Origin of the sequence: Solibacillus merdavium (assembly GCF_014836935.1) — a bacterium.
GTDB classification, from domain to species: Bacteria; Bacillota; Bacilli; order Bacillales_A; family Planococcaceae; genus Solibacillus; species Solibacillus ferritrahens.
In genome coordinates this window covers 152,141-177,113 of sequence record NZ_JACSPW010000006.1, presented here as the reverse complement: position 1 = coordinate 177,113, position 24,973 = coordinate 152,141, and the positions used below count along the sequence as shown (strand labels likewise).

The following is a 24,973-nucleotide window of genomic DNA, read 5'->3' as shown; positions in this document are numbered from 1 at the left end:
AGATTGAATTGCGTAATGAGGTAAATAGGGGAATGAATTTCCGTTATTTTTAAAATAACATAAAAAATAGAGAAAATAACGGAAGGGATTTCCGTTATTGACCTAAAAAATATGAAATTTAAGGATTTTATTCAAAATAACAGTAAAACGTTCCTTTATTTATCCTAAGAATGGGCTACATCATTCAAATAACGGTAAAATCTCCCCTTATTTTAAGAGGGCAATGAAAAACTTATTTTTTGATGGCTAATTAGTTATTTAAATAAAAATATTGGTGGACCTCGTAAACAGCAATAAAGGCAGTGATAAAGACACGTATCACATGGCTTTAGCGCTGTCTTGCCGTATCCCACCAATCAATTAAGAGAGATTTTATTAGAAAAGCAACCCCATATTATGGTGATGATAAATTTATCCATTACAAATGTTCAAATATTCCATTTAATTATATTGTAATTAAGTATAGGTGAAATAACTAGTGGAATTGGGAACGAAACTTCAATATAAATTTGCCTTTTTCAGAATAACTCTTTTATTGGTGGGGGTGCCCAAAAGGAAATCTGCCTTTTTTATCTTCAAAAGGTGCGCCGTGGAAACGAGTGGAAAGTCTGCTTGAACAAGAAGTCCATTTTTTACAACTTTGAATAATATACATTTAATATTAAATGTAAAAGAGGTTTTAATTTTGAAGGTGCATGGGAGAGTCAGTTTGATTGTTGGCTGGATTACTTTGTTTTTAATCGGCATTGACTTATTTGTAGTTTCTCCTTTAATGCCATTTATTTCTGAAGCGTATAATACAAGTTCGGCGATGACTGGCTGGATGATTACCGTTTTTGCAATCACCTATGCTATTTTCGCTCCTTTTTTTGGGTGGCTGTCAGATAAACATGGACGGGGAGCGTATATTACATTTGGGTTAGTGTTGTTCGTCATTTCTAACATACTAACCGCTTTCGCACCTACATTTTTTTGGTTAATTGTTAGTCGTATTTTAGTTGGTTTATCAGTTGCTTCAATTGCTCCGTTGCTTTATGCAATTATTGGCGATGTTGCACCTCCAAATCGGACAGGGACATGGCTTTCGATTCTTGCCTCAGGTCACTTAACAGCTCTTTGGGCAGGAGCTCCAATCGGTATTTTGTTAGAGCATTTTCTTGGTTGGCGTTCAGTATTTGTTGCACTGGCTCTTATGGGCACTATATTGGCAGTAGTAAATCATAAAACATGGAAAAATAATTCGAAAAGCCATTCAACGAGGAATCTACTTGGGGGAAATTTATTACGAATATTTGGTTCAGTAAGTGTGACTACTAGTTGGGCGATTTCAATGTATGCTTTATATGTTTACTTAGGCGCGGCCCTTTATTCCGAGAATAGTTTTTCATCATTAGAAATCGCTACAGCTATAACATTTTATGGTATTGGTGCTGTCATAGGTAGCCTTACGGGTGGACAGTTAACAGATCGATTTGGAGAAAAGAAAATTTCAAAACTTACACTCATTTTCTTAGTGCTAATACTCGTTTGTTTAGGCATATTCTTTACATCAAGTATTTGGATTTATTTCTGCTTATTCTTATGGGCTTTAATTGGATATGCAGGATTTACATCTTACACCGCTAGGTTAGCGGGGGAATATCCAAATGAACGAGGTAGTGTTATGGCGTGGAATATGACAGCTTTGTATGTGGGTATTACGTTAGGATCAATGCTTGGCGGTTACGTCATTTCTAATTGGGGCTACACTTTACTTCCATATGTTTGTAGCAGTGCAGCAATTTTAAGCTTTGCCCTTAGTTGCCAACAAGTTAAAGAAACCAATACTAAACCTGCTGAAACAGGGCGCGGTTAAAGGTGAATTAGAGACACAATTCTCAGAGGATTTGTGTCTCCTTTTTTATTACATAAATCCTAATTGGCTATACCTTATTTGAAGAGTAACTATGTTTTTACAGCAATTAGACCGTTTGACTGAGCAACGCTTATCAAGTAATTTAGTATTTATGTTAAAATTTATGCAATGTATTTATTGAACGAATGAAAGGATGAAAAGATATGAAAAGAGAGGGAATAGTTAAGTGGTATAAAGTTGAAAAGGGGTACGGTCGTATAATGCTTGATGGTGAAGATTCTAATCATGTTTTCGTTCACTTTAGTTCGATCTTACCTGATAACAAAAGATTTCCGGATGGATTTAGTTTTCTTAAAGAAGGTCAAGAAGTATCATTCGATTTAATTGAAAGCCCAAATTCTACAGATCAGAAACAAGTAGCTGAAAATTTAATTGTTATTTCTGATTAAAAAATACTTATTCAGTAATCTGGTGCATTTCTTTAATAAGAAATGTGCCTTTTTAAATTGAGCCAATTTGGAAATACCCTTTACAAAATAAATGGGTATTTATGTTAGAATAGTGTGGATATTACATTTAACTGAACGCAGTAAAAGGGGGAGAATACGTGTCGATTTACCATAAAGTAATTGGAGAAGGATATCCTATCGTTATGTTGCATGGTTGGACGCTTGACCATCAAGTAATGTTACATGCATTGGAACCGTTATTTGAGAAACGGAGCGGATGGAAAAGAATATACATAGATATGCCGGGAATGGGGCAATCCGAGCCACAACCATCTATTCATAATTCTGATGATATGTTAGAAGCAATATTACAACTTTTAGACCAGCTTATCCCTGGCGAAGAGTTTATTATTTGTGGTAATTCATATGGAGGGTACATTGCAAGAGGGATAGCCAGTTTACGACAGAATACAGTTCGTGGATTATTACTGATTGCGCCATTGACAGTACCTGAATTCAATGACAGGGAAGTACCAAAGCAGACCACTATAAAAAGAGATAGCAACTTCATATCTCTTTTGTCTCCAGAAGATGCTGAGGAATTTTGCTCCATGGGGGTAGTACAAGGTCAAACTGAATGGGAAAGGTTTAGAAATGAAATTTTACTTCCTTCTAAACAAACAAATGAGGAATTCCTGAACTATATCCGTCAAAACGGATATGGCTTTACTTTCGATATTTCGTCTAAAATGGAATATCCCACACTAATTATAACAGGTCGCCAAGATCATATAGTTGGATATCACGATGTCTGGCGACTTATAGAGGATTATCCAAGGGCAACTTTTTCAGTTCTTGATATGGCTGGTCACAACCTTCAAATCGAACAAACCGATGTATTTAATGCATTAGTTCATAACTGGTTAGACAGACTTGAATCAGAAAAATTTTGACTTGTGTAGCTGGTAAAAAGTAAGAATGACCTTACTCGAATCGAATTTAAAATAATTGAAAGGGTGATAAAAATAGAAATCGATTTTTTAAAAAAACATCCTGATAAAATAAATGAAGTTTCGAAAATGATTTTCAAGGAATTTGTTGAGAAAACTGGTAGTAGTAAGAAATTTGAAGATGTAGTGAATTATATTTCAAATGAAAAGGATACTACTTTTCCAATAACTCTCGTTGCTTTTGAGAACGGAGAATGTATAGGTACAGTTTCAATTTTTGAAAACGATCTAAAGATAAGGGAAAGGTACAAACCTTGGCTGGCATCTTTATATACGAAACCTGAATATCGAGGTAGAAGTGTTGGGAAAGCGTTAATAGACAAAACCATCGAAGTAGTTAAGGAATTAGGTTTCAATGAACTATATTTAAGAACAGAGGATGCATCTGAATATTACAGAAAAAGAGGGTGGATCTATGTTGAAACTGTTTCTGATGAAAAATACGAAAAGATTGATGTATTTAAGAAAGTGATTTATTGAAACGGCAAGATTTGATAGATAAAGTCAAAATTTCAGGGGGAAATTTTATGTTTGTAGTAAATGTAGAAGGAGCAATTCGTCGCAATGAGAAATGGCTATTAATCCATAGAAGTGAAAAGGAGGAGCATGCTGGTGGAGGCCTCTCCTTAGTAGGTGGAAAGTGTGAGATTGAAGGTAATTCATCTGATATTTTGGAAAGAACGTTAAAACGAGAAGTTTTTGAAGAAGTAGGTTGTGAAATTACAGGCATTAAATATGTAAATAGTTCCTCCTTCGTGACAGAATCAGGGATAAATGTGATAGATATCGTTTTTCTATGTCAGCATAAATCTGGGGAACCTTACGCTAAAAGTACGGATGAAGTGGATGATGTTGTTTGGATGACTACTTCAGAGATTCTTACTCATACAGAATTACCTATATTTTTAAAAGAAAACATTAAACTTGCAGAGAAACTACTACAGGATAATTTGCATGTGTAATATTAGTTTTAAGGCGCGATTCTATAATAAGAATTAGCGCCTTTTTTCTTTCTGCATATTACTAAATAAGAGTTTGGGAGGGCGGAATCTTGTTTAATATCATTTCATTTTACGAATAAATCTGATTCCAGTAAAAAATATCTCTGAATATTATCGCAATATATTTCTACTATTATCGAGAGGTTAACAATGTTAAACTATGTTAGCATTCTTTTTGAGTGAACAATATGTAATGATTATAGGAGAGTCCTAAAAAATGAAGAATAAAATGAACGTGTTATTCTTACTTTTAACAGCTATCTTTATGGTTGGTTGTACTGAAGTAGAAAATGCATCCATTACAGATGGAGAAACAGATACACAAGAAGTAACAACAGTTGATACAAATGAAAATAGTGAAGGTGAAGAAACTGCCACTACGGTTGTTGATGAACCTATAGTAGAGGAAACTCCAGCTCAATCAAATAAAGACCAGTTTTCAGGATATAAACTTATAGAAGTGGATGGCGGTAATTTATCTGGTCATCGTGAACCTAACGTGGTAGTTAACATTGGTTTCGGGGACCGTGATTATTGGGCATTTACAAATGAATACGGGCAATTAGTACGTGTCATTGCGGACAAAATTATACTACAAGATGACGATAACGAACCGGTATTATCGTCTGGTAGATACTACGCTGATGAAGCAAAGGTTCCTGGTGTCGAAAGTTCCGTTTTAGATGAAGGACATGTCATTGCTGATTCACTCGGAGGGGTATCGAACGCATACAATATTACCCCACAAAATAGTACGCTCAACCGACATGGTGATCAAGCTTATATGGAAGACGCAATCCGTAAAGCTGATGGTGCCACTATGTTTGAAGCCATTATCAAATATCCGAATACAAAAACGCAGATTCCTTCAAGTTATCAGTATACGTATACTTTAAAGGGTAAAAAGATCGTTGATACATTTGACAACGTGAACCCTGATGAAGTAAACGAATCACTCGGTTTAACTAATAGTGAACCTCCCAAATCGACTAATTCAAACACTAAAGGTGATATTTCTAGTGTTGATACAAATGGTAACGGACAGGTGACAATTAAAGAAGCCAAAGCAGCTGGGTTCAGTATGCCAATAACGAGTGATCATTGGTTATATCCTTATATGCACGATGCTGATAAGGATGGTTTGGTAGGGGAGTAGGAACACTTTCACTAATTTTGTATTCTCTCTAAAAGTAAAAGTAAATCTTCAAGAATCATTAAATGCATTATTAGATAAAATTTTAGAATTTGGTAACTACGAATTATACTTATCAATAAACGAAATTAAGCAAACGCATCTGATGAATGCAATGTTAGAGGGTTAAAACAAGACCTATTTCCATAACAGCAATAACCTCTAAAGGAGGGGACCTTAGGGTAAAGGTGAGTCCAAAATAGAGGAACAAATTTCCGTTATTTAAAAAATAAAGTGAATAATGGTCAAAATAAAGGAAGAAATTCCGGCTATTTATTAAAAAAACATAAAATTTAAAGCTTTTAACGTAAATAAGCGGAAATACTCCCCTTATTTTCATCAAAATGAGCACAATTCTGCAAATAAGGGTAAATCCTCCGCTTATTTTCCTCTCAGCTAATTGCTATTTTCACATCATGGGCTTAAAAGTTCTGGGTAGTTATGAGCTAAGTAACAAATTGAATCATTCTCGGTCCACGAAGCTTCAATTAAAGAGCTATCGGATCTCCATTGCACAGGACCATCAAGGTAATTCTTTAGGAATTGATTAAGATCAATATCACGTATTACATTGCAAAATGAATAACGGCAAATTTAAAACTGAGTCCGGTATAATACCGAACTCAGTTTTATTTTGCTAAATTGGGTGAACCCTATATCACTTAAAGGGGAAACTCAAAATTAGGTGCTAATTATGTTTATTACGGTGTTACTGTGAAATCATCACCATTAAAAGATTCTTCTTTAGATTCTTCTTTAGATTCTTCTTTTGGCTCTTCTTTAGTTGGTTCTACAGAAGGAGCAATGCTAGGAGCTGCAGTAGGTGCTGATACATTAATAAATAATTTACCGGCAGCTTTTTGACGAGTTTCGTTATTGAAGCCATCGATTGCGATTACTTCAATTACTGCACCGTTTGCAACAGTATCAGCAGGAACTGTCCAATAACCAACGTAATGACCATTTCCTTGTTCCATCATTGGTAATTCAGTTGCATTTTGAACTAAGTTTGTTAAAGGCATATGGATTACAAAAGTAGGCTTTAATCCTGGCTCACTATCAAACTCAATTTTAACTGTTCTACCAGTTGTGATTGTAATGTCTGTAGCTGGTTTTAAGTTTGAAATGATTGGTGCATCGAAATCTGCAGTAACAGTAACTGTTTTAGAAGTACTGTTGCCAGCTTTGTCTGTAGCTACTACAGTGATTTCATTCGTTCCATTATCAAGAATAACTCGGTGTGAATATTTTCCATCGCTAATCTTTGCGTTAAAGCCATTCACAGTTACTGTGTCAATGTTTTCATCAGTAATTAAACCTTCTACAGTTACTGTTTCGCGATTAATTTTTTCACCATTAGTTGGTTTGTCGATCGTTAGTTCAGGAGACATAGTGTCTAAAGTTACTAAAATAGGAGTCGATTCACCTGTTACTCGACCATCTAACTTCGAAAGAACAGAAAATTCATTAGCCCCTTCAACTAAGTTTGCTTCAATTGAAAATTTGCCATCGTTTCCAACTACTGCTGTAGTTACCACTTCACCATTTTGTTTTAACTCAATTGTTGTTGTTGGAGATGCTGTTCCAGTAATTGTTGTTACAGCTTCATTTGTAATTGAGTTTGTAGCTGGGGAAGTGATTACTGGACCGACTACCTCATAGCTAACGCGTGCGCGAATCATATAGTTTCCTTCAGCGGCAGGGGCTGTAGACCAAGCACCTGATACATGCTGATAGCTTCTTGCTGCATTTTTGCCATCTTCATCCGTTGCTAGACCTGGCGTATTCGGGTTTGCAACTGTTTGACGGTAAACCATATAGAAGTCACCATTTACAACGATATTGTGTTCTGTTAAATCTACGATTGTCCATTGACCATTTCGAAGAGCTGTTGCATTAACTGGGCCAGCTAATTGTTTACCTGGTGTACCGTCTGCTCCGGTAGCATCCCAAACTTCCACTGCAAATGCAGTTCCACCTGGGTTTGGCCATTCATTTGTCCAGAAGCGGAATACACCATCTGTTACAATTCCGTTTTCTTTTCCTTCAGGAAGAGACATTTTTACTGCCCATGCATTTCCGGCAGCATTGAATGCACGCGCATTTTCCGCAGTGCCATCATCATAGCCGATTTCTCCACCTGGATATGTGTAGAAAGGTTCAAGAGAAATGCTTAGAGGTGATAATTCACCTGTAAGAGATACAGGAATTTCCTTTCCATGGTATCCACGAGCAATTACTTTAAGTGTGTACGTTCCTACATATGCTGTAAGGGCAAAGTTACCGTTAGCATCTGTTTCAACAGGTGTGATATTTGCGTCTTCAACTAGAATAACTGTTGCACCTTCGATCGCTTCTCCTGTTGATTCATCAGTAATTGAACCGCTTATTGTATTTTGTTCAATTTCATCTAATGTGAAATTCGCAGTAGAAGTGCCATCCGCCTCAATAGTGACTGATTGTACTTCAGATGTGAAACCGTAAGCCTCTGCTTTTACATTAAATGTTCCCGTACCATGTGTCAGTTTGTATGATCCATCTGCTGGGCTTGAATAAACTGAACGTCCTGATTCTAGAACACTTACTTGAGCTCCTAATGGTAGAAGTGTTGGATTGTTGATTACTTCAATCTCAGGTGCCTCATCTTTTTTTAGTACTTCAGGTTTAATTGTCTTTGGATCTACAGCTTCTTTTAGTGCCTCTTTATCTTTTCCGTTTCCTTTATTCCCATTGTTTCCATTGTTCCCATTGTTATTTCCTTTATTTCCATTTTCATTTCCTTTACCGTTTCCATTATTATTGTTTTTACCTTTAGAGACTTTACCAGTTTGAGATACGCTAGCTAACGCCACATCATCAATATACCAGCCATCTCGTTGTACACTAGAATCTGAGAATGCATTGAAGCCGATATAGATACGTTGTCCAGCATAGTCTGATAAATCAACCTCTGCATCTACCCAACTATTTGATAGACCTTGAACCATTAATAATTGTGTCCAGTTTTCTTGGTCTGTTGAAACAAATACATGTCCATAATCATATGCTCTACCAGTACTAGCTTGTTCGAAGTTATGCCAATGTTTAAATTGTAGGTAAGAGTTTCCTTCAGGTAGATCAATTGGAGGTGCAACAAGTGTAGCATTCATACTGTTTGCATATGTGCCAGATAAGTTTGTTGCATAAACCTTTTCACCTGAGGCTGCATTTCCTGGGCCAGATGTTGGTACACCCCAATCCCAGCTATCATTAGTACCAAATGAGTACCAACCAATTGGTTGTGTTTCAAAGTTTTCGAAATAACCAACAGTGATGCCTGGTTTTACTTCTACAACGTACTCGTCACTGATTACTTCATTGTTACCAAAGTCATTAATTGTCCATTTATACGTAAATGAATTACCAGAGATTAATTCACCCGGAATAACTACAGCGAATTCACCAGCTTTATGATCTCCTGATTTACGACCAGCCGGGATTTGTTGCCATGCATTATTTGCATCTTTGTAGTTAAGTACAACTGATGAAACACTAATGTTATCATTAACTGAAACGGTTAATTTTAGATCCATTCCGGCATATGTTTCATGTGGTGCAGTATGATCGAAATTAGGTGCTTCATTATCCGTTCCTTCTTGTGTAACTTGGCCCTCTAGTGTACCAAGTCCAGTAATAATAGAGGAAACAGCTTCATAAGCATCCACTAATCCATAACCATAAGCTTGGTTAGGTGTAGTAGGGTATTGACTGTCAGTTAGTGGATTTGCAGTGTCTAGAAGAATCTGTTCCATTTCATCTACTGTTAAATTTGCATTTACTTGGCGAAGGAGAGCAGCTACGCCTGATACAGCAGGACCAGCCATCGATGTACCATTCCAACCACCTTCATAACCTCCTCCAGGGACAGATGAACGAATGTTCACACCTGGTGCAGAAATATCTGGTTTAATTTCAGAGTAAGGTGATGGGCCACGTAGAGAGAAATTTCCTACTAAGTTATTGATGTCTGTTGCGCCTGTTGCAAACGACTCCGGATAGTTTGCTGGTGCAGCAACAGATCCAGCACCCCCTGGGTTAGTGAAAGTTGTATTACCTGCAGAGAATTCAGGGAAGATTTCTGCTGCACGCCAGTTAATAACAACATCACGGTACCACTCGTCTAATCCAGGACCACCGCCCCAAGAGTTATTCACGACATCTGGTGCCATATCAACACGTGGGTTTCCGTTAGCATCTGTTGGTGCTAAAATCCACTGAGCTGCCTCTAATAGGTCCGCATCTGATCCGCCGCTAGCAGTGAATGCTTTTACTGCAATATACTTTGCTCCAGGTGCAACACCTATTTGATTTGAGCCATTTGGTTCACTACCAACCATAGTACCTGTAACGTGTGTTCCGTGGTCTTGGTCATCATATGGAGTAGCTCGTCCAGCAGAAGTTGAATCATACCAACTATAATCATGAGAAACTTCACCAGTTGCTGCGTTATAGCCACGGTATTTTTCTTTTAATGCTGGGTGATCCCATTGAACGCCCGTGTCGATACTTGCAACTACTGTACCTGAACCATCAATGCCCATGTCCCATACTTCTGGTGCATTAACGCGTTCGATATTCCATTCAACGTTTGCAACTTCCGCATTTGGTGTTACGGCATTTTCAGTTTTGGTTGTAAAGAGTTGACGTGTTTCATTTGGTAAAACTTTCTCTACTTCTTCGAATGTGGCGATTTTTTCCGCAACTTCTTGGGTTGCTGTGACAGCAATTGCATTTACGATATAAAAGGATGTAATATCTGTTGCATTGCCAAGTGCTGCTTCTTTATCAAGGAATTGCATTACAGATTCTTGAGATTCAATAGAAGTTGCCTTTAATTCAGAAACAACAGCAGAACGTTGCATCAACTTTGCGTTATGAGCGGATAAGTTTGAATCTTCCGCTTTTTGACGAGCAGCCGTAGCAACTTGAGCAGAATTCGCTTTCTCTTTAAATTTCACTAAAAATGTTACTTTGTTATCTTCTTTGAAATTTTCCAGTAAGCGCGCATTCAATTTTTCGCGTGCAGAACTAAAAGTACTAATAGAATTGGAATCTCTAAAAGATTCATAGAGTTGACTGGAAGTTGTTTGTGCGCTAGCAACACTTGGTGTCAATAAAGAAAACGTCATCGCAGCCGTAGCGAAGATACTAAGTGCTTTTCTAGAATTTTTTTTCTTCTTCAATTTCATTCCTCCCTCGATTTTTAATTCACTTTGTACTTTTAAATGTAGAGTTGAAGCATGTAGGTTGTGCTTAAAGATCAACCTTTCCTCCTTCCTTCGATTTTTTGGGTGGAAATTACTAAATTGTGAATTTAAATTCTCTAGATGTAAGTACTATGTTAGATTATGGAAAATCATTTGTTTGTCGTGTTATGTCGAATATATTATATGAAAAACACATTTGGAATTAATTAACTATTTTTTTGAGGGTAAAGAGAGTAATGAGACATAGTGCGTCAATGGTGGAACTCAGTAATACTAGGGTTTAGCTGATATTTTAGATTTCGCAAATATATTGAACTTATCATCCAAGTCAAAAAAAGAATATTTTAACCTATAAAAAGGGCAATAGGTCTAAAGGTCAATTTATTTTTTGAGGTTGTAAGTGAGTCTTTTTATTCACCTTTGTAATATGTAATTATTATTCTCAATATAGAAAAATGGTAAGTGCCCTTGTGACATAATTAGACGGTAAATTCAGTAATAACAGCGAGTTAGAGAATTAGTGTTTTTGCAAATAAACAATTAAGTATTCATAATGTTATTTTCAACTAAATTTATCAATAAATTAGAGGGGTAAAAAGGCATGTAAAATTACTGTGTATATTTAACTAGTTCGCAATTTTTTATTTAACTTTCGTTCTTTCTTAATAATGTTCTTTTTAAAAATGTCGAAATTTCGCTTAGATCTAGGTGGTGTAAAATTTGAAGAAAATGAAAAAAATATATTTTTCCTAAAATTATTGTGCCATAATGAAGGGGATAGGAGGACTCAGTATGAAGAACGAATTAATATTGATACTTACATATGTAGTTACAATTACTTTAGTGACGTTGACACCATTTAATCCAGAAGAATACATAATTCAGGATGCCTATATGGCGGCTTTAACGGGTCTTATTTATATTGTCTTTACAATTGCATGGGTAAGACTTGTGCAGCAAACAAAATTTAACGCATTTCATAAATGGCTTTTTGTTTTAATTACTTGGTATACCTTATTAACGATTGGAGATATTCTATTTCTTCAGAAAACGCCAAGTGTATTGATTATGCTTGGGATGCTACTTTTTATACTTGGATGCCTTTATGTTTATCGAGCAAATGGCACGATAGTAGATGTTTTAACAGCCGCTATACTTTTGTTGATACTATACATTGCGATGCGAATTGAACATACTATTATTCCAGGAGGGGTACTTGGTGGCATCTTCATTTCAATGCCATTTTTAATAATTGCGGCAAAGAAATCCCTTCGTGCAACACAAATTGTAGCGCGCCTTGTATTTTTCTTAATGGCTTTTACCGTTTTATTTTTATCTCCTGGAATGCCTATTTTCGCAGAGGGCGGCTATTTGTTGTATTTAGTAATCATTATCATTGTTGTAGCTTTTGTCATTAGACGTAAAATTGAGCTGCTATTACCACAGGAAGCTATGCCTGTATTATTAATAGTTACTTTGGTTATGTATGGTGTAAAATTTATTTAATATGTTATAAAAAAGAGGGCTGACGAGAAAATAATACTTTCTCGTCAGCCTATATTTTTGTGTTTTAGTTGAGAAACCTATGAACTGCTTTTTTACAACATTGTAATCCATGTCATGTGTAGAAAGAATACCCCCGTATATAAGAACACGACGAAAGAAAGAACCACACGCCAAACATTCGTTAACCTTGTAGGGAAATCTGATTTCCATAAAAACCAAACTAGACCAGATAAGATAAATTTTATTCCGAGGATCATTAAAGGTGAAAGCGAGCTCAACAGGGGGTTCGCTTCTTCAATCCATTCGTTGCTGAGTCCCCAGGCCGTAAAAATGCCATCAATAAGGTTTAACACCAAAATGACCAACAACATCCGTTTAATATCAAACAAACGTCTCATAATATATCACTCTTCGCTGAATCGCAATCTCTCCTTTTATAATTTTTCCATAGATATATTTTTTCTGCTTTTTGATTTTTTTCAATCTCTTCATCTTTAGATAAGCGTTTACCAAAGTGTACTTATTTTATACTGCCTATATAACCGAAATTAAAGTAGAAATTGATTTAATTATCTTGAACTGTCGGCTGTCGGGCCCTTAGTACATAGAATGGGAAAAAGAGACAAAAGAATTTACTGGAAAATGGTTGAAAGAGCATGAATCAGATTCAAAATATAAAGAAGTTTTTTCTGCATATTAAGAGAAGCTAGATGAATATAATTTAAATGAGATGCTAAAACGATAGTAACATTTAAGATCATTATTATTTTTTAATAGAAAGGTGATGGGTATGGTTCAGAAAGTATTATCGATGTCCCAACAGCTGCTAATTGGGGAAGCACTTAAATATGCTGCACATAATGTTCCTGATCGGGAAGCATTTATTGATGGAAATCATCGAATAACGTATCGGGAACTTTTGACGCGTTCACTACATTTAGCGGGATGGCTACAGGCTCAAGGGGTTGGGATAGATGACAAGGTAGGCTGCTTGTTGAAGAATGGCCTGCCTTTTGTCGAGTTATATTTTGGGGTTTCTTTAAGTGGTGGTGTTTTTGTTCCTGTCAATTTCCGTTTAGCTTCAAAGGAAATGGAATATATCCTGAACCAATCTGATGTAAAGATATTATTTGTTGAAGAAGAATTTATAGATAGCGTTCGTTCTATTAACCTATCACAAGTTAAAATCATCGTGCCAATTAAAGCCGAGAATTTAGAATTTGAGACAAACACAATCCCATATGAAGCATTATTTAGTACAACTAATGAATACAAGCCTGTAAACCTCACTGACGATGATGCACATGCCATTATATATACATCAGGTACAACAGGAAAACCAAAAGGGGCAGTCTTAACCCATAAAAATTTTTATATGAATGCAATGAATAAACTTTATCACTCTCAACCTAGAAAGGGCTCTAGGCAATTGATTATTTCTCCACTTTTCCATGTTGCTGCTCTGTCCTCTCTTTTACAGAATTGTCTAATAGAAGGGACGATTATTATCCACCGTGAATTCCAACCAGATGTCGTTCTGAAGACAGTTCAAGATGAGAAAATTGAAACAATGTTTATGGTTCCGGCTATGTGGAACTTTCTATTCCAAGTGCCGAATATATCTGATTATGATTTAAGTTCAATGACGAATTGTTCTTTAGGGGGAGCAATCTGTCCTATTGAAATTAAAAAAAGAATTTTAGAAGTGTTTAAAAATGCAACTATATTAGAAGCTTTTGGGCAAACAGAAATGAGTCCCTCCACAACGTATTTAGCCGGTGAAGATGCACTTAGGAAGACTGAATCTGTTGGAAAACCTTCTATTAATGTAAGGGTACGAATTGTGGATAATGAAATGAATGATGTGCCTGTTGGAGAAGTGGGGGAAATTGTCTATCAGGGACCAACTACAATGAAGGAATATTATAAAAATGAGGCGGCAACAGAAGAAGCATTCAAAGGGGGCTGGTTTCATAGTGGCGATCTAGTACGAATGGATGAAGAGGGCTATATTTATGTGGTAGACCGAAAAAAGGACATGATTATTAGTGGCGGTGAAAATATTTTCCCAAAAGAATTGGAAGATGTTTTATATTCTCATCCCGATATTTTAGAAGCTGCAGTAGTGGGAATTCCGGATCCTAAATGGGGTGAGACTGTGAAAGCTTATATTGTCTTAAAGTCAGGTAGACAGATGACGGAAGAACAGGTAATACAATTTTGTCAAAGTAGTATTGCTTCATATAAAAAACCGCGGACTATTGAATTTATGGAGTCGTTGCCTAGAAATGCTGCGGGAAAGGTACTTAAAATGGTTTTGCGTACGGGAGCTTACCATTGAGTCCAGCAACATGCTATCGAATATCACGTCTACTAGAATAAGAGAGAGGAGCATGAGGCATGGGAGTACTTAAAGGGGTTAAGGTTTTGGATTTATCAAGGTTACTGCCCGGTCCATATTGTACATTAATGATGGCAGATTATGGAGCAGAAGTCATTAAAATTGAGGAACCAGGACAAGGAGATTACATCCGATGGAGAAAGCCGGCAATTGAAGGTATTGGAGCAAGACATTTAACAATTAACCGCAATAAAAAGAGTATCGAAATAAATCTAAAAACCGATGAAGGTAAAGAAATATTTAAAAAAATGGCTGCTGATGCCGATGTGATTTTGGAAAGTTTTCGTCCGGGTGTAATGAATCGCTTAGGGTTAGGTTATGAAGAAATCTCGAAGATTAATGAAGGAATTGTCTACTGCTCATTGACTGGGTATGGACAAACAGGACCATACCGATACTTGCCTGGGCATGATATTAATTACATAGGGTACAGTGGTATCCTTGGCCTTATAGGTGAAAAAGATGGAAAACCTATTGTACCGGGCGTGCAAATAGCTGATATTGGGGAGGAGCACTAATGGCGTTATCTGGTATTTGTATGGCTCTTTTCCATAAAGAACGCACAGGAAAGGGGCAGTATATTGATGTTTCTATGATGGATGGTGCGGTGACATGGCTATATGCGGCGGCATCTGATTATTTTGCCTCAGGTAAAGTTCCTGAAAGAGGCAGTAATCGTTTGGATGGTCAATTTGCATTTTATAACGTATACAAAACTAAGGATAAGAAATATCTTACAGTCGGAGCGTCCGAATTCAAATTTTGGAAAAGGATTTGCGAACTAATTGAAAAACCTGAGTGGATATCATTACATGAGGGATCAGAGGAAGTTCAAGAGAAATTAAAACAGAAATTAACACAATTATTCAAGCAAGAAAATCAAGCATATTGGATAGAATTATTAGCTTCTGAAGAAACATGTGTAAGTCCTGTTAATGATATTGACCAAATATTTAAAGATCCTCAAGTCATAGAGCGTGAATTGTTTAAAGAAATGAACCATCCACTTGCTGGTACCATTAAGCAAATTGGTTTCCCGATTAAATTTTCTGAAACACAAGGGGAAATTTACTCTCATGCTCCTATTCTCGGGGAACATACGGAAGAAATTCTTTCCAAATTAAATTATTCAAATGACCATATTGAACAATTTAGAAAAAATGGAGTTATTGGTCAAAAATTGTCTTTAAATATCTAAAAATTTAAAATAGTCAATATTATGAAATTGTAATCCGAAAAGAAGGGAAGATCATACGTAATGACCTACCAAAGTATACAAGTGACATTAGCAGAAAATGGTGTTTGTACCGTCAAATTAAATCGCCCTCAGGTGAGAAATGCACTTGGCCTTCAAATGCGCGAGGAATTAAAAGATTTCTTTACTGAAGTTCAAAACAATGATGACGTAAAAGTGATTGTGTTGACAGGTGAAGGAAATGCGTTTTCTGCAGGCGGTGATTTAAGTGCTTTAAAAGATGTAGAAGCGGCTTCGGGTCGCAAGAGATTGCAATCGGGACATGAAATGATTTCTTCCATTGTAGATCTTGAGAAACCGGTTATTGCGGCTGTTAATGGAGCTGCAGCCGGAGCAGGATTTAGCCTAGCATTAGCTTGCGACATAATTATTGCGAATCAATCTGCCGTATTCATTCAAAGTTTTTCAAAAGTTGGGTTAATTCCTGATTTAGGCTCCATATATTTTTTACCAAGACTTATAGGAAGGCATCGTGCACTAGAAATGATGTTCTTGGGAGAAAAAATTTCTAGCGAGCAGGCTCATGAACTTGGAATTGTTAATCGAGTATTTGAAGATGATTTGTTTACAGACGAAGTGTATAAACTAGCAAATCAGCTTACAGAAGGTCCGCAAATGGCTTTGGGGTTAATGAAGAAACTAGTAAATAGAAGCATTCTTGATGATCTGTCCCAGTCTTTGGAATTAGAAGGGTTTGCACAAGCAATGTGTTTTGAATCAGCAAACTTTAAAGAAGGTGTCGAAGCCTTTTTTGAAAAGCGAAAACCTGTTTTCAACCAATTATAGTCGACTGAATATATGTATGTTGAATTTTTATAAAAGTGGAAAGGTGGATTTTATGGAGCATTTACCAAATAGTTTAGAAAATTTAAGACTACCAGTTATCGGTTCCCCATTGTTTATTATTAGTAATCCGAAACTTGTGATTGAGCAATGTAAAGCAGGGATTGTAGGATCTATTCCAGCTCTGAATGCACGACAAACTAGTTTGCTTGATGAATGGTTAGCAGAAATAACTGAGGAATTAAATACGTATAACAAAAATAACCCTGAAAAACCTGCTGCCCCGTTCGCAATTAATCAAATTGTGCATAAAACTAATACTAGATTAGAGCAAGACATGGAGCTTTGTATGAAATATAAAGTGCCAATTATTATTTCTTCGCTAGGAGCACGTGAAGAGATATTCGAAATGGCTCATAGCTATGGAGGTATAGTTTTTCATGATGTAATAACAAATAATTTTGCTAAGAAGGCGATTAGTAAAGGGGCAGATGGATTAGTTGCCGTTGCTGCTGGTGCGGGTGGACATGCTGGAAGACAAAGTCCATTTGCTCTTATACAGGAAATTCGGGAATGGTTTCATGGACCATTAGCCTTGTCAGGTTCGATTGCAAATGGTAGAGCTATTTTAGCGGCACAGGCGATGGGTGCTGACTTCGCCTATATTGGATCACCATTTATTGCAACAACGGAAGCAAATGCTAGTGAAGAATACAAGCAAATGATTGTAGACAGTACGGCAGACGATATTATTTATAGTAATTTATTTACAGGTGTGCATGGTAATTATTTGAAAGGTTCTATTAAAAATGTAGGGCTTGATCCAGATAACCTAGAGCAAGGTGACCTTTCAACTATGAATTTTAAAGAGGGAGATAAAAAAGCTTGGAAGGATGTCTGGGGAAGTGGACAAGGTATTGGTGCAATTAAAGAAGTAGTGCCAACGAGAGAGCTAATTAATCGGTTTGAGGAAGAGTATAAAGAAGCGCATATGAAAATGGTAATGCAAAAGCTCCCTGTATAGGATGGGTACGATGAATTTAGGGTTAGGGTGCAAATATGATTTGTTAGATCAAAGCCTCTCCATGCTTTATAAATATGTGAATTATATTTTTAACAGACTTCTCTCTATAGGGAAGTCTTTTTTTTGAGCCGATAAAGCACGTAATATTATAAACTTAGATAAACAAACTATGTTTTGTGATGAGTTTTAAAAATGTTTTACAAAATGAAACCTTTAAACTAAATCCGTACTCTAAGTTAGTAGGAGGGAATAAGATGGATCAGTACTTACAACAAGCACTTGCTGGGGATGAAAATGCAATCCGGCATATAACATCGATGCATAAGCCTAGATTACTAGTTAAAGCATATACATATATGAAAAATAAGCAGGATGCGGAAGATATTGTGCAAGAAACGTTCATAAAAGCGTTCGGTGCACTGGCTCAGCTAAAGGAGCCGAAATATTTTGCGACATGGCTATACAAAATATTGATTCGTGAAAGCTTTTTTGCATTGAAAAAGAAGAAGCGTACGGAGCTGTTAGAGCTAGAAATTATGGAACAGCTTCAGTTACTAGACCAGGAAAACAGCGAGGATTACAGCGAGTTGCATAACGCAATTGAAAGCCTTAAAAAAGACTATCAAATAGCGATTGTAATGCATTATTTTTATGATTTTAAAGTGTTTGAAATTGCAGAAATGTTAGGGAAGCCAAACAACACGATTAAAATGCATCTACACCGCGGCAGAAAAGCAATACGTCAAAAGCTAGAGGAGACAATGCACAAGCCATTACAACAAAAGGAGATAAAGCGCATGTTAAAAGAACAATTATTAAATTTAGCACAGCAATATGCAAATGTGCCTGCACATTATGAGCTAGAACTTGAAGATTATCATGAGGAAGGAATTGCTTCGTTCATGTGGAAAGGGCAAAGTAAAGATGAAGGAGTTTTTATTCGATTAGATGATAAAGGCCGACTTGATGATTTTGCGAAAACCCCTACAAAAGAAGGTACACCGATTACTGAAGAGATGAAGCTTGAAATAGCCGAGCGACTGCTACGTGAACAATACCCTGAAGCACTTTCGTATTATAAACTAATAGAACAAAATAAAAAGGAATCGAGTACAAGCTTTAAGTATGGACAAGTTGTTGGCGGGTTTCCATTAGACGGTTTTTATTGTCTTATAGAAGTAACCGATCCAGGTGAAGTCATTCATTTCACCTATACAGGTTATATGGAAAATCCTCCTGAAATGCCAAAGGAGCTTTACCCTACGGAACGTATCATAAATGCATTGTATGAAGGTGACTGGTCAATTTGTGCTGAAAGCTTTAATGAACAATATGATTCCGTTCCAGAGTCAGGTATATATACGATCTATGAATCAAAGCTTTTAAGGCAGGCTTATGATGCGGTAACAGGCAAACCGTTATTTGATTCTAGTGATGAGAGAAAGCAAAGTTATGTTCCGTTTCCAAACGTAGAAGCGTTGCCTAAAAAGGACAAAATTGAAGAAATCGTTGGCATCAATGAGGAATGGGAGCAATATGAAGAAGAAAGCATGGATGATGCGTATGAAGAGCTCCACTGGCGTCCTAAAGTCTGGAGAGATTCTGATGGGAAATCATATGATCATTACATGCAGCGTACGTTTGAGAATAGGGTAAAGGCAAAAGTGGACAAACATACAAAGCGCTTGAATCGTTTCATATGGTTCGTTGAAATCGAAGGTGAGGCGAAGCTTTCTGAAGAGGAATGTTTACATATTGCCGCACAGTTTATTCAAACGTACTATCCGGAGTATACACCATATTTACGTGTTGAAATGAAGGATGCAGAGGACATAGAGGAAAACCGCGCATTCTTCCGATTTGTAGTGCACAAGGATGGTTATTATATTGAAAATGAATTTTTCCATATGAATATTAGTAAAAAAACGGGTGGCATTTTGATGTTTTTAACACCGAATATATCGGTTGAAGATATTGAAAAGTTTGAACGAAAAGAGATTAAGACGATTAAAGAATTATTGCCACTAAAAGACTTAAAAGTACAACTGGAGTGGGACAGGGTGTACGGGAAAACAGAGCAGGATGCGGACGAAATGCGTTTAATTTACCGTATTCGGATGACGGACGGTGCTTTTATAAGAGGAGTTAATGCGGAAAGTGGAGATGTAATTTATAGTTTAATTTAATGAAAAGCCTGTGCGGAACAACTAGCGAGGTCTACCAATATTCTTAAACTAATTCGCCATCAGTGCCCATCTAAAATAAGGGGAGATTTTACCGTTATTTGAATGATGTAGTTCATTTTTAGGATAAATAAGGGAACGTTTTACCGTTATTTTAAATAAAATCATGAAAATTCATGTTTTTTTGGTCAATAACGGAAATTTCTTCCCTTATTTTCAACATTTTTTAAGTTATTTTAAAAATAACGGAAATTCCTTCCTCTATTTATCTCGTTACTTAATTCAATTTACAAATATTGGTGAGGGACCAAAAATTACATTAAAACATAGAAATTGTTAAATAAATATGAGCATTTTGTGAATTAGTATGCAATAATTGACGTGCTTAAACCGTCACGTTATAGTCAGATTACAACTAAATATTATTTTTCTTGGAATAATATTTTTTCGATTGGATTACTGATAACGTAAAAATATACTAATAGGAGACCTATATGCTACATTACACAAAACTATTTTCATGTCATCAAAAGGAATGGCTCGTGCTGCTACATGGTCTAGGAGGCAAGAGCACCCTTTTTTATAAACAAGCTGATTATTTATCGCAACATTATAATTTACTATTAATCGATTTACCGGGTCATGGCGATTCGAATGGGTTAGATGTAAATTATTATGTCGCAGCAGATGTAGTACCGAAGATTACGGAGGTGCTCGAAAAATTAAAGATTAAACACGCACACTTTTTAACATTTTCGGTTGGGACAATTATCGGCAATGAGCTTATGTATCGTGCGAAGCAGTACATTAAAACGATGACGCTAGCTGGTCCCGTGCTCAAGTTTAATAGATGGTCGTCACTGTTAATTCAGAGCGCATGGATATTCCGCCATTTCGCACCATATATGCTCTTTTATAAAACATTTGCATACTTAATTATGCCGAAACAATCGCATGCTAAATCACGTTTTTATTTTGTGCAGGAGGCAGCGAAGTTAGGGCGTAAAGAGTTTGTGAAATGGACGTATTTATTGAAAAATGCGAAGAAGCCCTATGAGCAGCTAAAGCAAAGTGAGTGTACAATTCCGAAGTTTTATCTAATTGGCAAGGAAGATCATTTATTCATAGATGAAGCGAAGCGTGCAGTAGAGAATAATCCATACGCATCATTACAAATCCTCGATGACTGCGGGCATGTATGCGTCATTGAAAAAAGCGCGGAGTCAAATGAAGCGATTCACCAGTTTATATCGTCCAATCAGGTGTATGCAAAAGCTAGTTCACTCTGAGAAGAGGGGTGGCTTAATAGATAGCCTGCTGTAAATTCGTATCTTTGATTGCCTAGGGGGTTAGGTCACGCCAACCGATTTTTATGGTCATCTATTGCCGAATGCAGATAATGGCATTGACACTAAATAATTGATAAAAACTTAAAATCTGAGTATAGGGTAGGGAATCTTATGAAAATGAAAAGCTCGTAAACGTTGGTATATAAACGTTTACGGGCTTTTCATTTTATAGTCACGACAAGTCGCATTAAATACAAATTCTACTTTTTTGGAGTCACTTCAAAACAAGAAAAGCATATTTTTTTCATAGAGAGCTATTGAACCAAAACTAATAATTTGAAATAATTGGTATTATTAAGTGAGTATATGTTAATTGAATAATTTTATTTGGAGTTGATAATGTGATTCAGACAATTATTAATGAGATTCAGCAACAATTTAGTCAGCATTTCGAACCGTTTTTAAACCCTCCCGCTACTGTGCAAAAAATTGAAGAAGTCGAGCAAAAGATGGGAATTACGTTTCCAGACGATGTAAAAACACTTTATCTTACACATGATGGTGAAAATGATGAGGGACCAGGGCTTTTTTTCGGACTTTCGTTTCTGTCATTAGAAAGTATGCTTGCTGAATGGAAAAACTGTTTTGAGCTAAGTGACGACGAGGAGCTGCAACAGATTGAATCGTACTCCGTTCCCGAAGGCGCGATTAAAGAGCAGTATCTCAATCGCTATTGGATTCCCATTGCGCATGATCATGGAGGTAACTTCTTAGGAATCGATTTAGAACCTGATTCAAATGGAATTTATGGACAGCTAATAAATTTTGGACGAGATGAAACGGTTAAACATGTAATTGCGTACAACATCACAGATTTTATAACATTTATTGCACAAACACTTAAAAACGGAGCATATACGATCGATGAAGAAACTTTTTGGAGCTACGGTTATAGGGAGGAAGCTCATTTTTTTGATGAACTAAAGAATATGGAATTGCCTGTTTTTCAAGTAGAGGCGTCTAACCAGCAACAGGTTATAGGAGAAGAATGGTTTGAACAGCTAAGTGATAAATGGAAAGAAATAATTCAAAGCTTATCAGAACATCCAAAACAGTTAGTGAAAAGTAAGATATTGTACCTTATGGGAAAACAGATTTTTGATATTACACCGCTTACTGTCTGTACGGATGTTAGAGAGCTCGTACTTAGTGGGAATCATATTACAGATATTAGGCCTTTACAATCATTATTAGCACTTAAAAAATTATATTTAGGCGGAAATCCGATTACGGACATCGTACCTTTATCTCGATTAAATAAACTTCAATATTTAAATTTAAGTAGAACTCAAGTGAAGGACATAAGAGCACTCGAATCTTTAATTAATTTAAAGGAACTTTCTATTGAGCACACACAAATCAATAACTATCGCCCTTTAAAGGATGTAAAGCTAAATAAATTATCTGTCTCCATTTTAAATTTTGAACAGCTTGTCTCAATTTCAGATATTAGCCATTTGAAGGAGCTGCACATTCATCTATTGGAGGGTGTAGCAGAAGCCGACTTAATGTTACTCGCAAAATTGAATAAGTTAGAAGCCTTAACGATTGAAAAATTTATTTTCAACGACTTAGATTTTCTAACCCAAAATCAAAAGCTGAAAAACTTAACATTCATAGATTCATCTATTCGAGATGCTTCCTCTATTAAGAAAATGACGGCACTCACTCATTTAGAATGTAATTACACACCTGTTGAAAATATTGAAGTAATTGCGGAGTCCACTTCATTGAAATCTTTTACAGGAAGTTTTAATCAATTTTATAAGTTAAAAAAACTGATGTCTCAAGATGTTGATTTTTCTGAAATTGTAGGTGAAATGACGACAGAAGAAGAAAACATTTGGTCTAGCAGCTTCAATGATTAAATCGGAAAACAGATTAAATAGATAAGAGAATAATAGATTTTGTAAGTGGAGGATTACTACTAACCACAAGTACACTCGCTTTTGCATTTTATATTTGGAGGGGAAATCATGGATTTAGTAAACAAATTTTTAAATGGCTTGAGATCAGCATTAACAACAGATGAACTTGAGGAATTAAATACTGCGTACGGTGCCACAAAAAAAGATATTGAAGTATTAAGGTCAGAATATCCAAATTGTCCAGCATCATTAATCTCTTTATTAGAAAATATTGATGGTACTTATTGGCGGAAATATGGAGAAAAAGAAATTGCGGTTTGTATTCTTGGATCAGATATTGAAGAATACCCATATTATTTACTGTCTACCCAGCAGATGCTCGAAAGTTCAAAAGAAGAGGAAGACGTCTCTTATCTTTTAGAATACGAAGATGACGAGGATGCTGTTGACCCTAGGATTAATCCAGAGGGACTTTTTCCGGGGAAGTATCTTCATTTTTCAGACTGTATGAATAATGGTGGAACATCAAGACTTTTTATTGATTTTAATCCATCTGATGAAGGAGTATGCGGTCAAATTGTTCGCTTTTTGCACGACCCTGACCAATATGAAGTGATTGCAAATAGCTTTGACGAATATTTACAGAATCTTATTGACAATGGTTTTAATTTTCTAGATGAGGAAGAATAAACGCGATAGTTCTTAGAGAGTCTTTAAAGAATCGTTAAATCTCCAGTTGGGTGCAATAATGGAATCTTGAGGTAAATCCATTTGTAAGGAACCTGACTCTACTACCTACTTCTGAAATTATTAATAACTGGTGTTTCTTACAAGAGGAATTTGATCCAGAACTTAAGCCATTTAAATTTCTTTGGAATTCAAAATGGATACCAATTGCAAATAATGGTGGCGGTGATTACCTTTGCATTGATAATAATCTGTATGAAGCTGGGGCAGTAGGGCAAGTATTATACTTTTGGCATGATTGGGAAGATCGTTCTATTGAGAAAGAATATCTTTAAGATATGTTGAAATCTATTTTTTTAATCAATTTTGGAAATTGGCTAGAATTCGGTTTGCAGAGTAATTCTAAAATAGGAGGGACATTGATGAAATACGAAATTCCTAAACTTTTGAAAGAACATGAAAACCTAATTAAAGGTACTTTTAGATATAGTAATGAGATAAGTTTTAAGCGTGAAGAAACAAAACCTTATGATAGTAAATTAGGGGGATGCCCCTATTTGGAAAATAGTAAAGATTATCCGATAGATGAAAATGGAAAACCTATGTTGTTTTTAGCACAAATCAATCTGGCAGACATTGAAAATATTGTTGAATTACCAGAAAAGGGATTACTGCAATTTTTTGTTACAAACGAAGACTTGTACGGTTTGGAAGACCCCATTCTAGTAAGATACATTGAAAGTTATGAAGAAAATGAAGAACGTTTAGTAAAGGAACATCCTTATGAAAATGAAGAATATAACATGAATCTCCCATTTTCACATAGTGGTAAAATGTATTTTAAATCAAGGGAAATGCCTATGTCTTCCTCATTAGATCTATTTCAAGAAACTTTTATGAATAAGTTATCAGAAGAAGAATATGAGAAACTGAGCGATGATTGCTATAGTAGCGAGAGCAGAATTGGCGGTTATCCTTATTTTGTTCAGAATGATTATATTGGATTTGGTGATGACGATTTTCTTTTATTGCAACTGGATATTGATGACGAATGCGGCATTATGTTTGGGGATTCTGGGAATTGTGTTTTCTCTATTCCAAAAGACGCTTTGAAAAATAGGGATTTTTCTAAAGTCGTGTATGAATGGCAATGTTGCTAGTGAG

Annotated in this window: 19 protein-coding genes and 1 pseudogene; 18 read left to right on the top strand and 2 right to left on the bottom strand. The window is 36.0% G+C overall.

The window, feature by feature from the left end; all coding sequences use genetic code 11:
• Positions 1-709 precede the first annotated feature (709 nt).
• The 6 genes from H9632_RS08390 to H9632_RS08365 all read left to right on the top strand — a co-directional run bounded on the left by H9632_RS08390 (position 710) and on the right by H9632_RS08365 (position 5,471).
• A complete protein-coding gene (locus H9632_RS08390) occupies positions 710-1,855 on the top strand; it encodes an MFS transporter (protein WP_225223743.1) in 1,146 nt (381 codons plus the stop codon).
• 203 nt (positions 1,856-2,058) lie between these two features.
• The gene (locus H9632_RS08385) at positions 2,059-2,304 is read left to right on the top strand and encodes a cold-shock protein (RefSeq protein ID WP_191703657.1); all 246 of its coding nucleotides are present in this window, start codon (positions 2,059-2,061) and stop codon (positions 2,302-2,304) included.
• A gap of 158 nt (positions 2,305-2,462) precedes the next feature.
• Positions 2,463-3,257, top strand: coding sequence for an alpha/beta fold hydrolase (locus H9632_RS08380; protein ID WP_191703656.1), 795 nt, complete (start codon positions 2,463-2,465; stop codon positions 3,255-3,257).
• A 63-nt stretch (positions 3,258-3,320) separates the two neighbouring features.
• Positions 3,321-3,794, top strand: coding sequence for a GNAT family N-acetyltransferase (locus tag H9632_RS08375; protein WP_318247687.1), 474 nt, complete (start codon positions 3,321-3,323; stop codon positions 3,792-3,794).
• A 47-nt stretch (positions 3,795-3,841) separates the two neighbouring features.
• A complete protein-coding gene (locus tag H9632_RS08370; protein ID WP_191703655.1) occupies positions 3,842-4,276 on the top strand; it encodes an NUDIX hydrolase in 435 nt (144 codons plus the stop codon).
• Between the two features lie 256 nt (positions 4,277-4,532).
• A complete protein-coding gene (locus H9632_RS08365; RefSeq protein WP_191703654.1) occupies positions 4,533-5,471 on the top strand; it encodes a DNA/RNA non-specific endonuclease in 939 nt (312 codons plus the stop codon).
• A 737-nt stretch (positions 5,472-6,208) separates the two neighbouring features.
• On the opposite strand, the gene H9632_RS08360 is transcribed toward H9632_RS08365, so the two are convergent.
• Positions 6,209-10,735 carry a S8 family serine peptidase gene (locus H9632_RS08360; protein WP_318247688.1) on the bottom strand — a complete coding sequence of 1,509 codons (4,527 nt, stop codon included), beginning with the start codon at positions 10,733-10,735 and terminating at the stop codon, positions 6,209-6,211.
• Between the two features lie 810 nt (positions 10,736-11,545).
• Between H9632_RS08360 and H9632_RS08355 the strand changes: the two genes are divergently transcribed.
• A complete protein-coding gene (locus H9632_RS08355; RefSeq protein WP_191703653.1) occupies positions 11,546-12,259 on the top strand; it encodes a hypothetical protein in 714 nt (237 codons plus the stop codon).
• Between the two features lie 92 nt (positions 12,260-12,351).
• Here the strand turns inward: H9632_RS08355 and H9632_RS08350 are convergent, their stop codons facing one another.
• Positions 12,352-12,657, bottom strand: a complete 306-nt coding sequence (locus H9632_RS08350) for a DUF5658 family protein (protein WP_191703652.1) — start codon at positions 12,655-12,657, stop codon at positions 12,352-12,354.
• A 392-nt stretch (positions 12,658-13,049) separates the two neighbouring features.
• Here H9632_RS08350 and H9632_RS08345 point away from each other — a divergent pair, with 392 nt between their 5' ends.
• From H9632_RS08345 to H9632_RS08300, 11 genes and pseudogenes are all read left to right on the top strand, one after another.
• A complete protein-coding gene (locus H9632_RS08345) occupies positions 13,050-14,600 on the top strand; it encodes a class I adenylate-forming enzyme family protein (protein ID WP_191703651.1) in 1,551 nt (516 codons plus the stop codon).
• Between the two features lie 59 nt (positions 14,601-14,659).
• Entirely contained in the window at positions 14,660-15,178 is a 519-nt protein-coding gene (locus H9632_RS18980) for a CaiB/BaiF CoA transferase family protein (protein WP_263618318.1), read from the top strand.
• A complete protein-coding gene (locus H9632_RS18975) occupies positions 15,178-15,858 on the top strand; it encodes a CaiB/BaiF CoA transferase family protein (protein ID WP_263618317.1) in 681 nt (226 codons plus the stop codon). The genes H9632_RS18980 and H9632_RS18975 overlap by 1 nt, the downstream gene beginning before the upstream one ends.
• A gap of 60 nt (positions 15,859-15,918) precedes the next feature.
• Entirely contained in the window at positions 15,919-16,701 is a 783-nt protein-coding gene (locus H9632_RS08335; protein ID WP_191703650.1) for an enoyl-CoA hydratase/isomerase family protein, read from the top strand.
• 52 nt (positions 16,702-16,753) lie between these two features.
• On the top strand, positions 16,754-17,722 hold the full coding sequence (locus tag H9632_RS08330; protein WP_191703649.1) for an NAD(P)H-dependent flavin oxidoreductase: 969 nt from the start codon (positions 16,754-16,756) through the stop codon (positions 17,720-17,722).
• 254 nt (positions 17,723-17,976) lie between these two features.
• A complete protein-coding gene (locus tag H9632_RS08325) occupies positions 17,977-19,908 on the top strand; it encodes a sigma-70 family RNA polymerase sigma factor (RefSeq protein WP_191703648.1) in 1,932 nt (643 codons plus the stop codon).
• Positions 19,909-20,399: 491 nt separating this feature from the next.
• On the top strand, positions 20,400-21,194 hold the full coding sequence (locus H9632_RS08320; RefSeq protein WP_191703647.1) for an alpha/beta fold hydrolase: 795 nt from the start codon (positions 20,400-20,402) through the stop codon (positions 21,192-21,194).
• A gap of 401 nt (positions 21,195-21,595) precedes the next feature.
• On the top strand, positions 21,596-23,122 hold the full coding sequence (locus tag H9632_RS19065; RefSeq protein ID WP_191703646.1) for an SMI1/KNR4 family protein: 1,527 nt from the start codon (positions 21,596-21,598) through the stop codon (positions 23,120-23,122).
• A 108-nt stretch (positions 23,123-23,230) separates the two neighbouring features.
• Positions 23,231-23,812 (top strand): SMI1/KNR4 family protein, encoded by a 582-nt coding sequence (locus H9632_RS08310; protein ID WP_191703645.1) that lies wholly within the window; start codon positions 23,231-23,233, stop codon positions 23,810-23,812.
• A gap of 59 nt (positions 23,813-23,871) precedes the next feature.
• Positions 23,872-24,144 (top strand): annotated as a pseudogene (locus tag H9632_RS08305) (SMI1/KNR4 family protein); the annotation flags it as partial.
• Positions 24,145-24,231: 87 nt separating this feature from the next.
• The gene (locus H9632_RS08300; protein ID WP_191703644.1) at positions 24,232-24,969 is read left to right on the top strand and encodes a YwqG family protein; all 738 of its coding nucleotides are present in this window, start codon (positions 24,232-24,234) and stop codon (positions 24,967-24,969) included.
• The last annotated feature ends 4 nt before the right edge of the window (positions 24,970-24,973 follow it).

Coding starts and splice junctions, on each gene's coding strand:
- H9632_RS08350 (WP_191703652.1), bottom strand. CDS start 12,657: ATGAGACGTTTGTTTGATATTAAACGGATGTTGTTGGTCATTTTGGTG.
- H9632_RS08320 (WP_191703647.1), top strand. CDS start 20,400: ATGCTACATTACACAAAACTATTTTCATGTCATCAAAAGGAATGGCTC.
- H9632_RS08345 (WP_191703651.1), top strand. CDS start 13,050: ATGGTTCAGAAAGTATTATCGATGTCCCAACAGCTGCTAATTGGGGAA.
- H9632_RS08335 (WP_191703650.1), top strand. CDS start 15,919: ATGACCTACCAAAGTATACAAGTGACATTAGCAGAAAATGGTGTTTGT.
- H9632_RS08330 (WP_191703649.1), top strand. CDS start 16,754: ATGGAGCATTTACCAAATAGTTTAGAAAATTTAAGACTACCAGTTATC.
- H9632_RS08370 (WP_191703655.1), top strand. CDS start 3,842: ATGTTTGTAGTAAATGTAGAAGGAGCAATTCGTCGCAATGAGAAATGG.
- H9632_RS18975 (WP_263618317.1), top strand. CDS start 15,178: ATGGCGTTATCTGGTATTTGTATGGCTCTTTTCCATAAAGAACGCACA.
- H9632_RS08355 (WP_191703653.1), top strand. CDS start 11,546: ATGAAGAACGAATTAATATTGATACTTACATATGTAGTTACAATTACT.
- H9632_RS08310 (WP_191703645.1), top strand. CDS start 23,231: ATGGATTTAGTAAACAAATTTTTAAATGGCTTGAGATCAGCATTAACA.
- H9632_RS08365 (WP_191703654.1), top strand. CDS start 4,533: ATGAAGAATAAAATGAACGTGTTATTCTTACTTTTAACAGCTATCTTT.
- H9632_RS08325 (WP_191703648.1), top strand. CDS start 17,977: ATGGATCAGTACTTACAACAAGCACTTGCTGGGGATGAAAATGCAATC.
- H9632_RS08300 (WP_191703644.1), top strand. CDS start 24,232: ATGAAATACGAAATTCCTAAACTTTTGAAAGAACATGAAAACCTAATT.
- H9632_RS08385 (WP_191703657.1), top strand. CDS start 2,059: ATGAAAAGAGAGGGAATAGTTAAGTGGTATAAAGTTGAAAAGGGGTAC.
- H9632_RS18980 (WP_263618318.1), top strand. CDS start 14,660: ATGGGAGTACTTAAAGGGGTTAAGGTTTTGGATTTATCAAGGTTACTG.
- H9632_RS08360 (WP_318247688.1), bottom strand. CDS start 10,735: ATGAAATTGAAGAAGAAAAAAAATTCTAGAAAAGCACTTAGTATCTTC.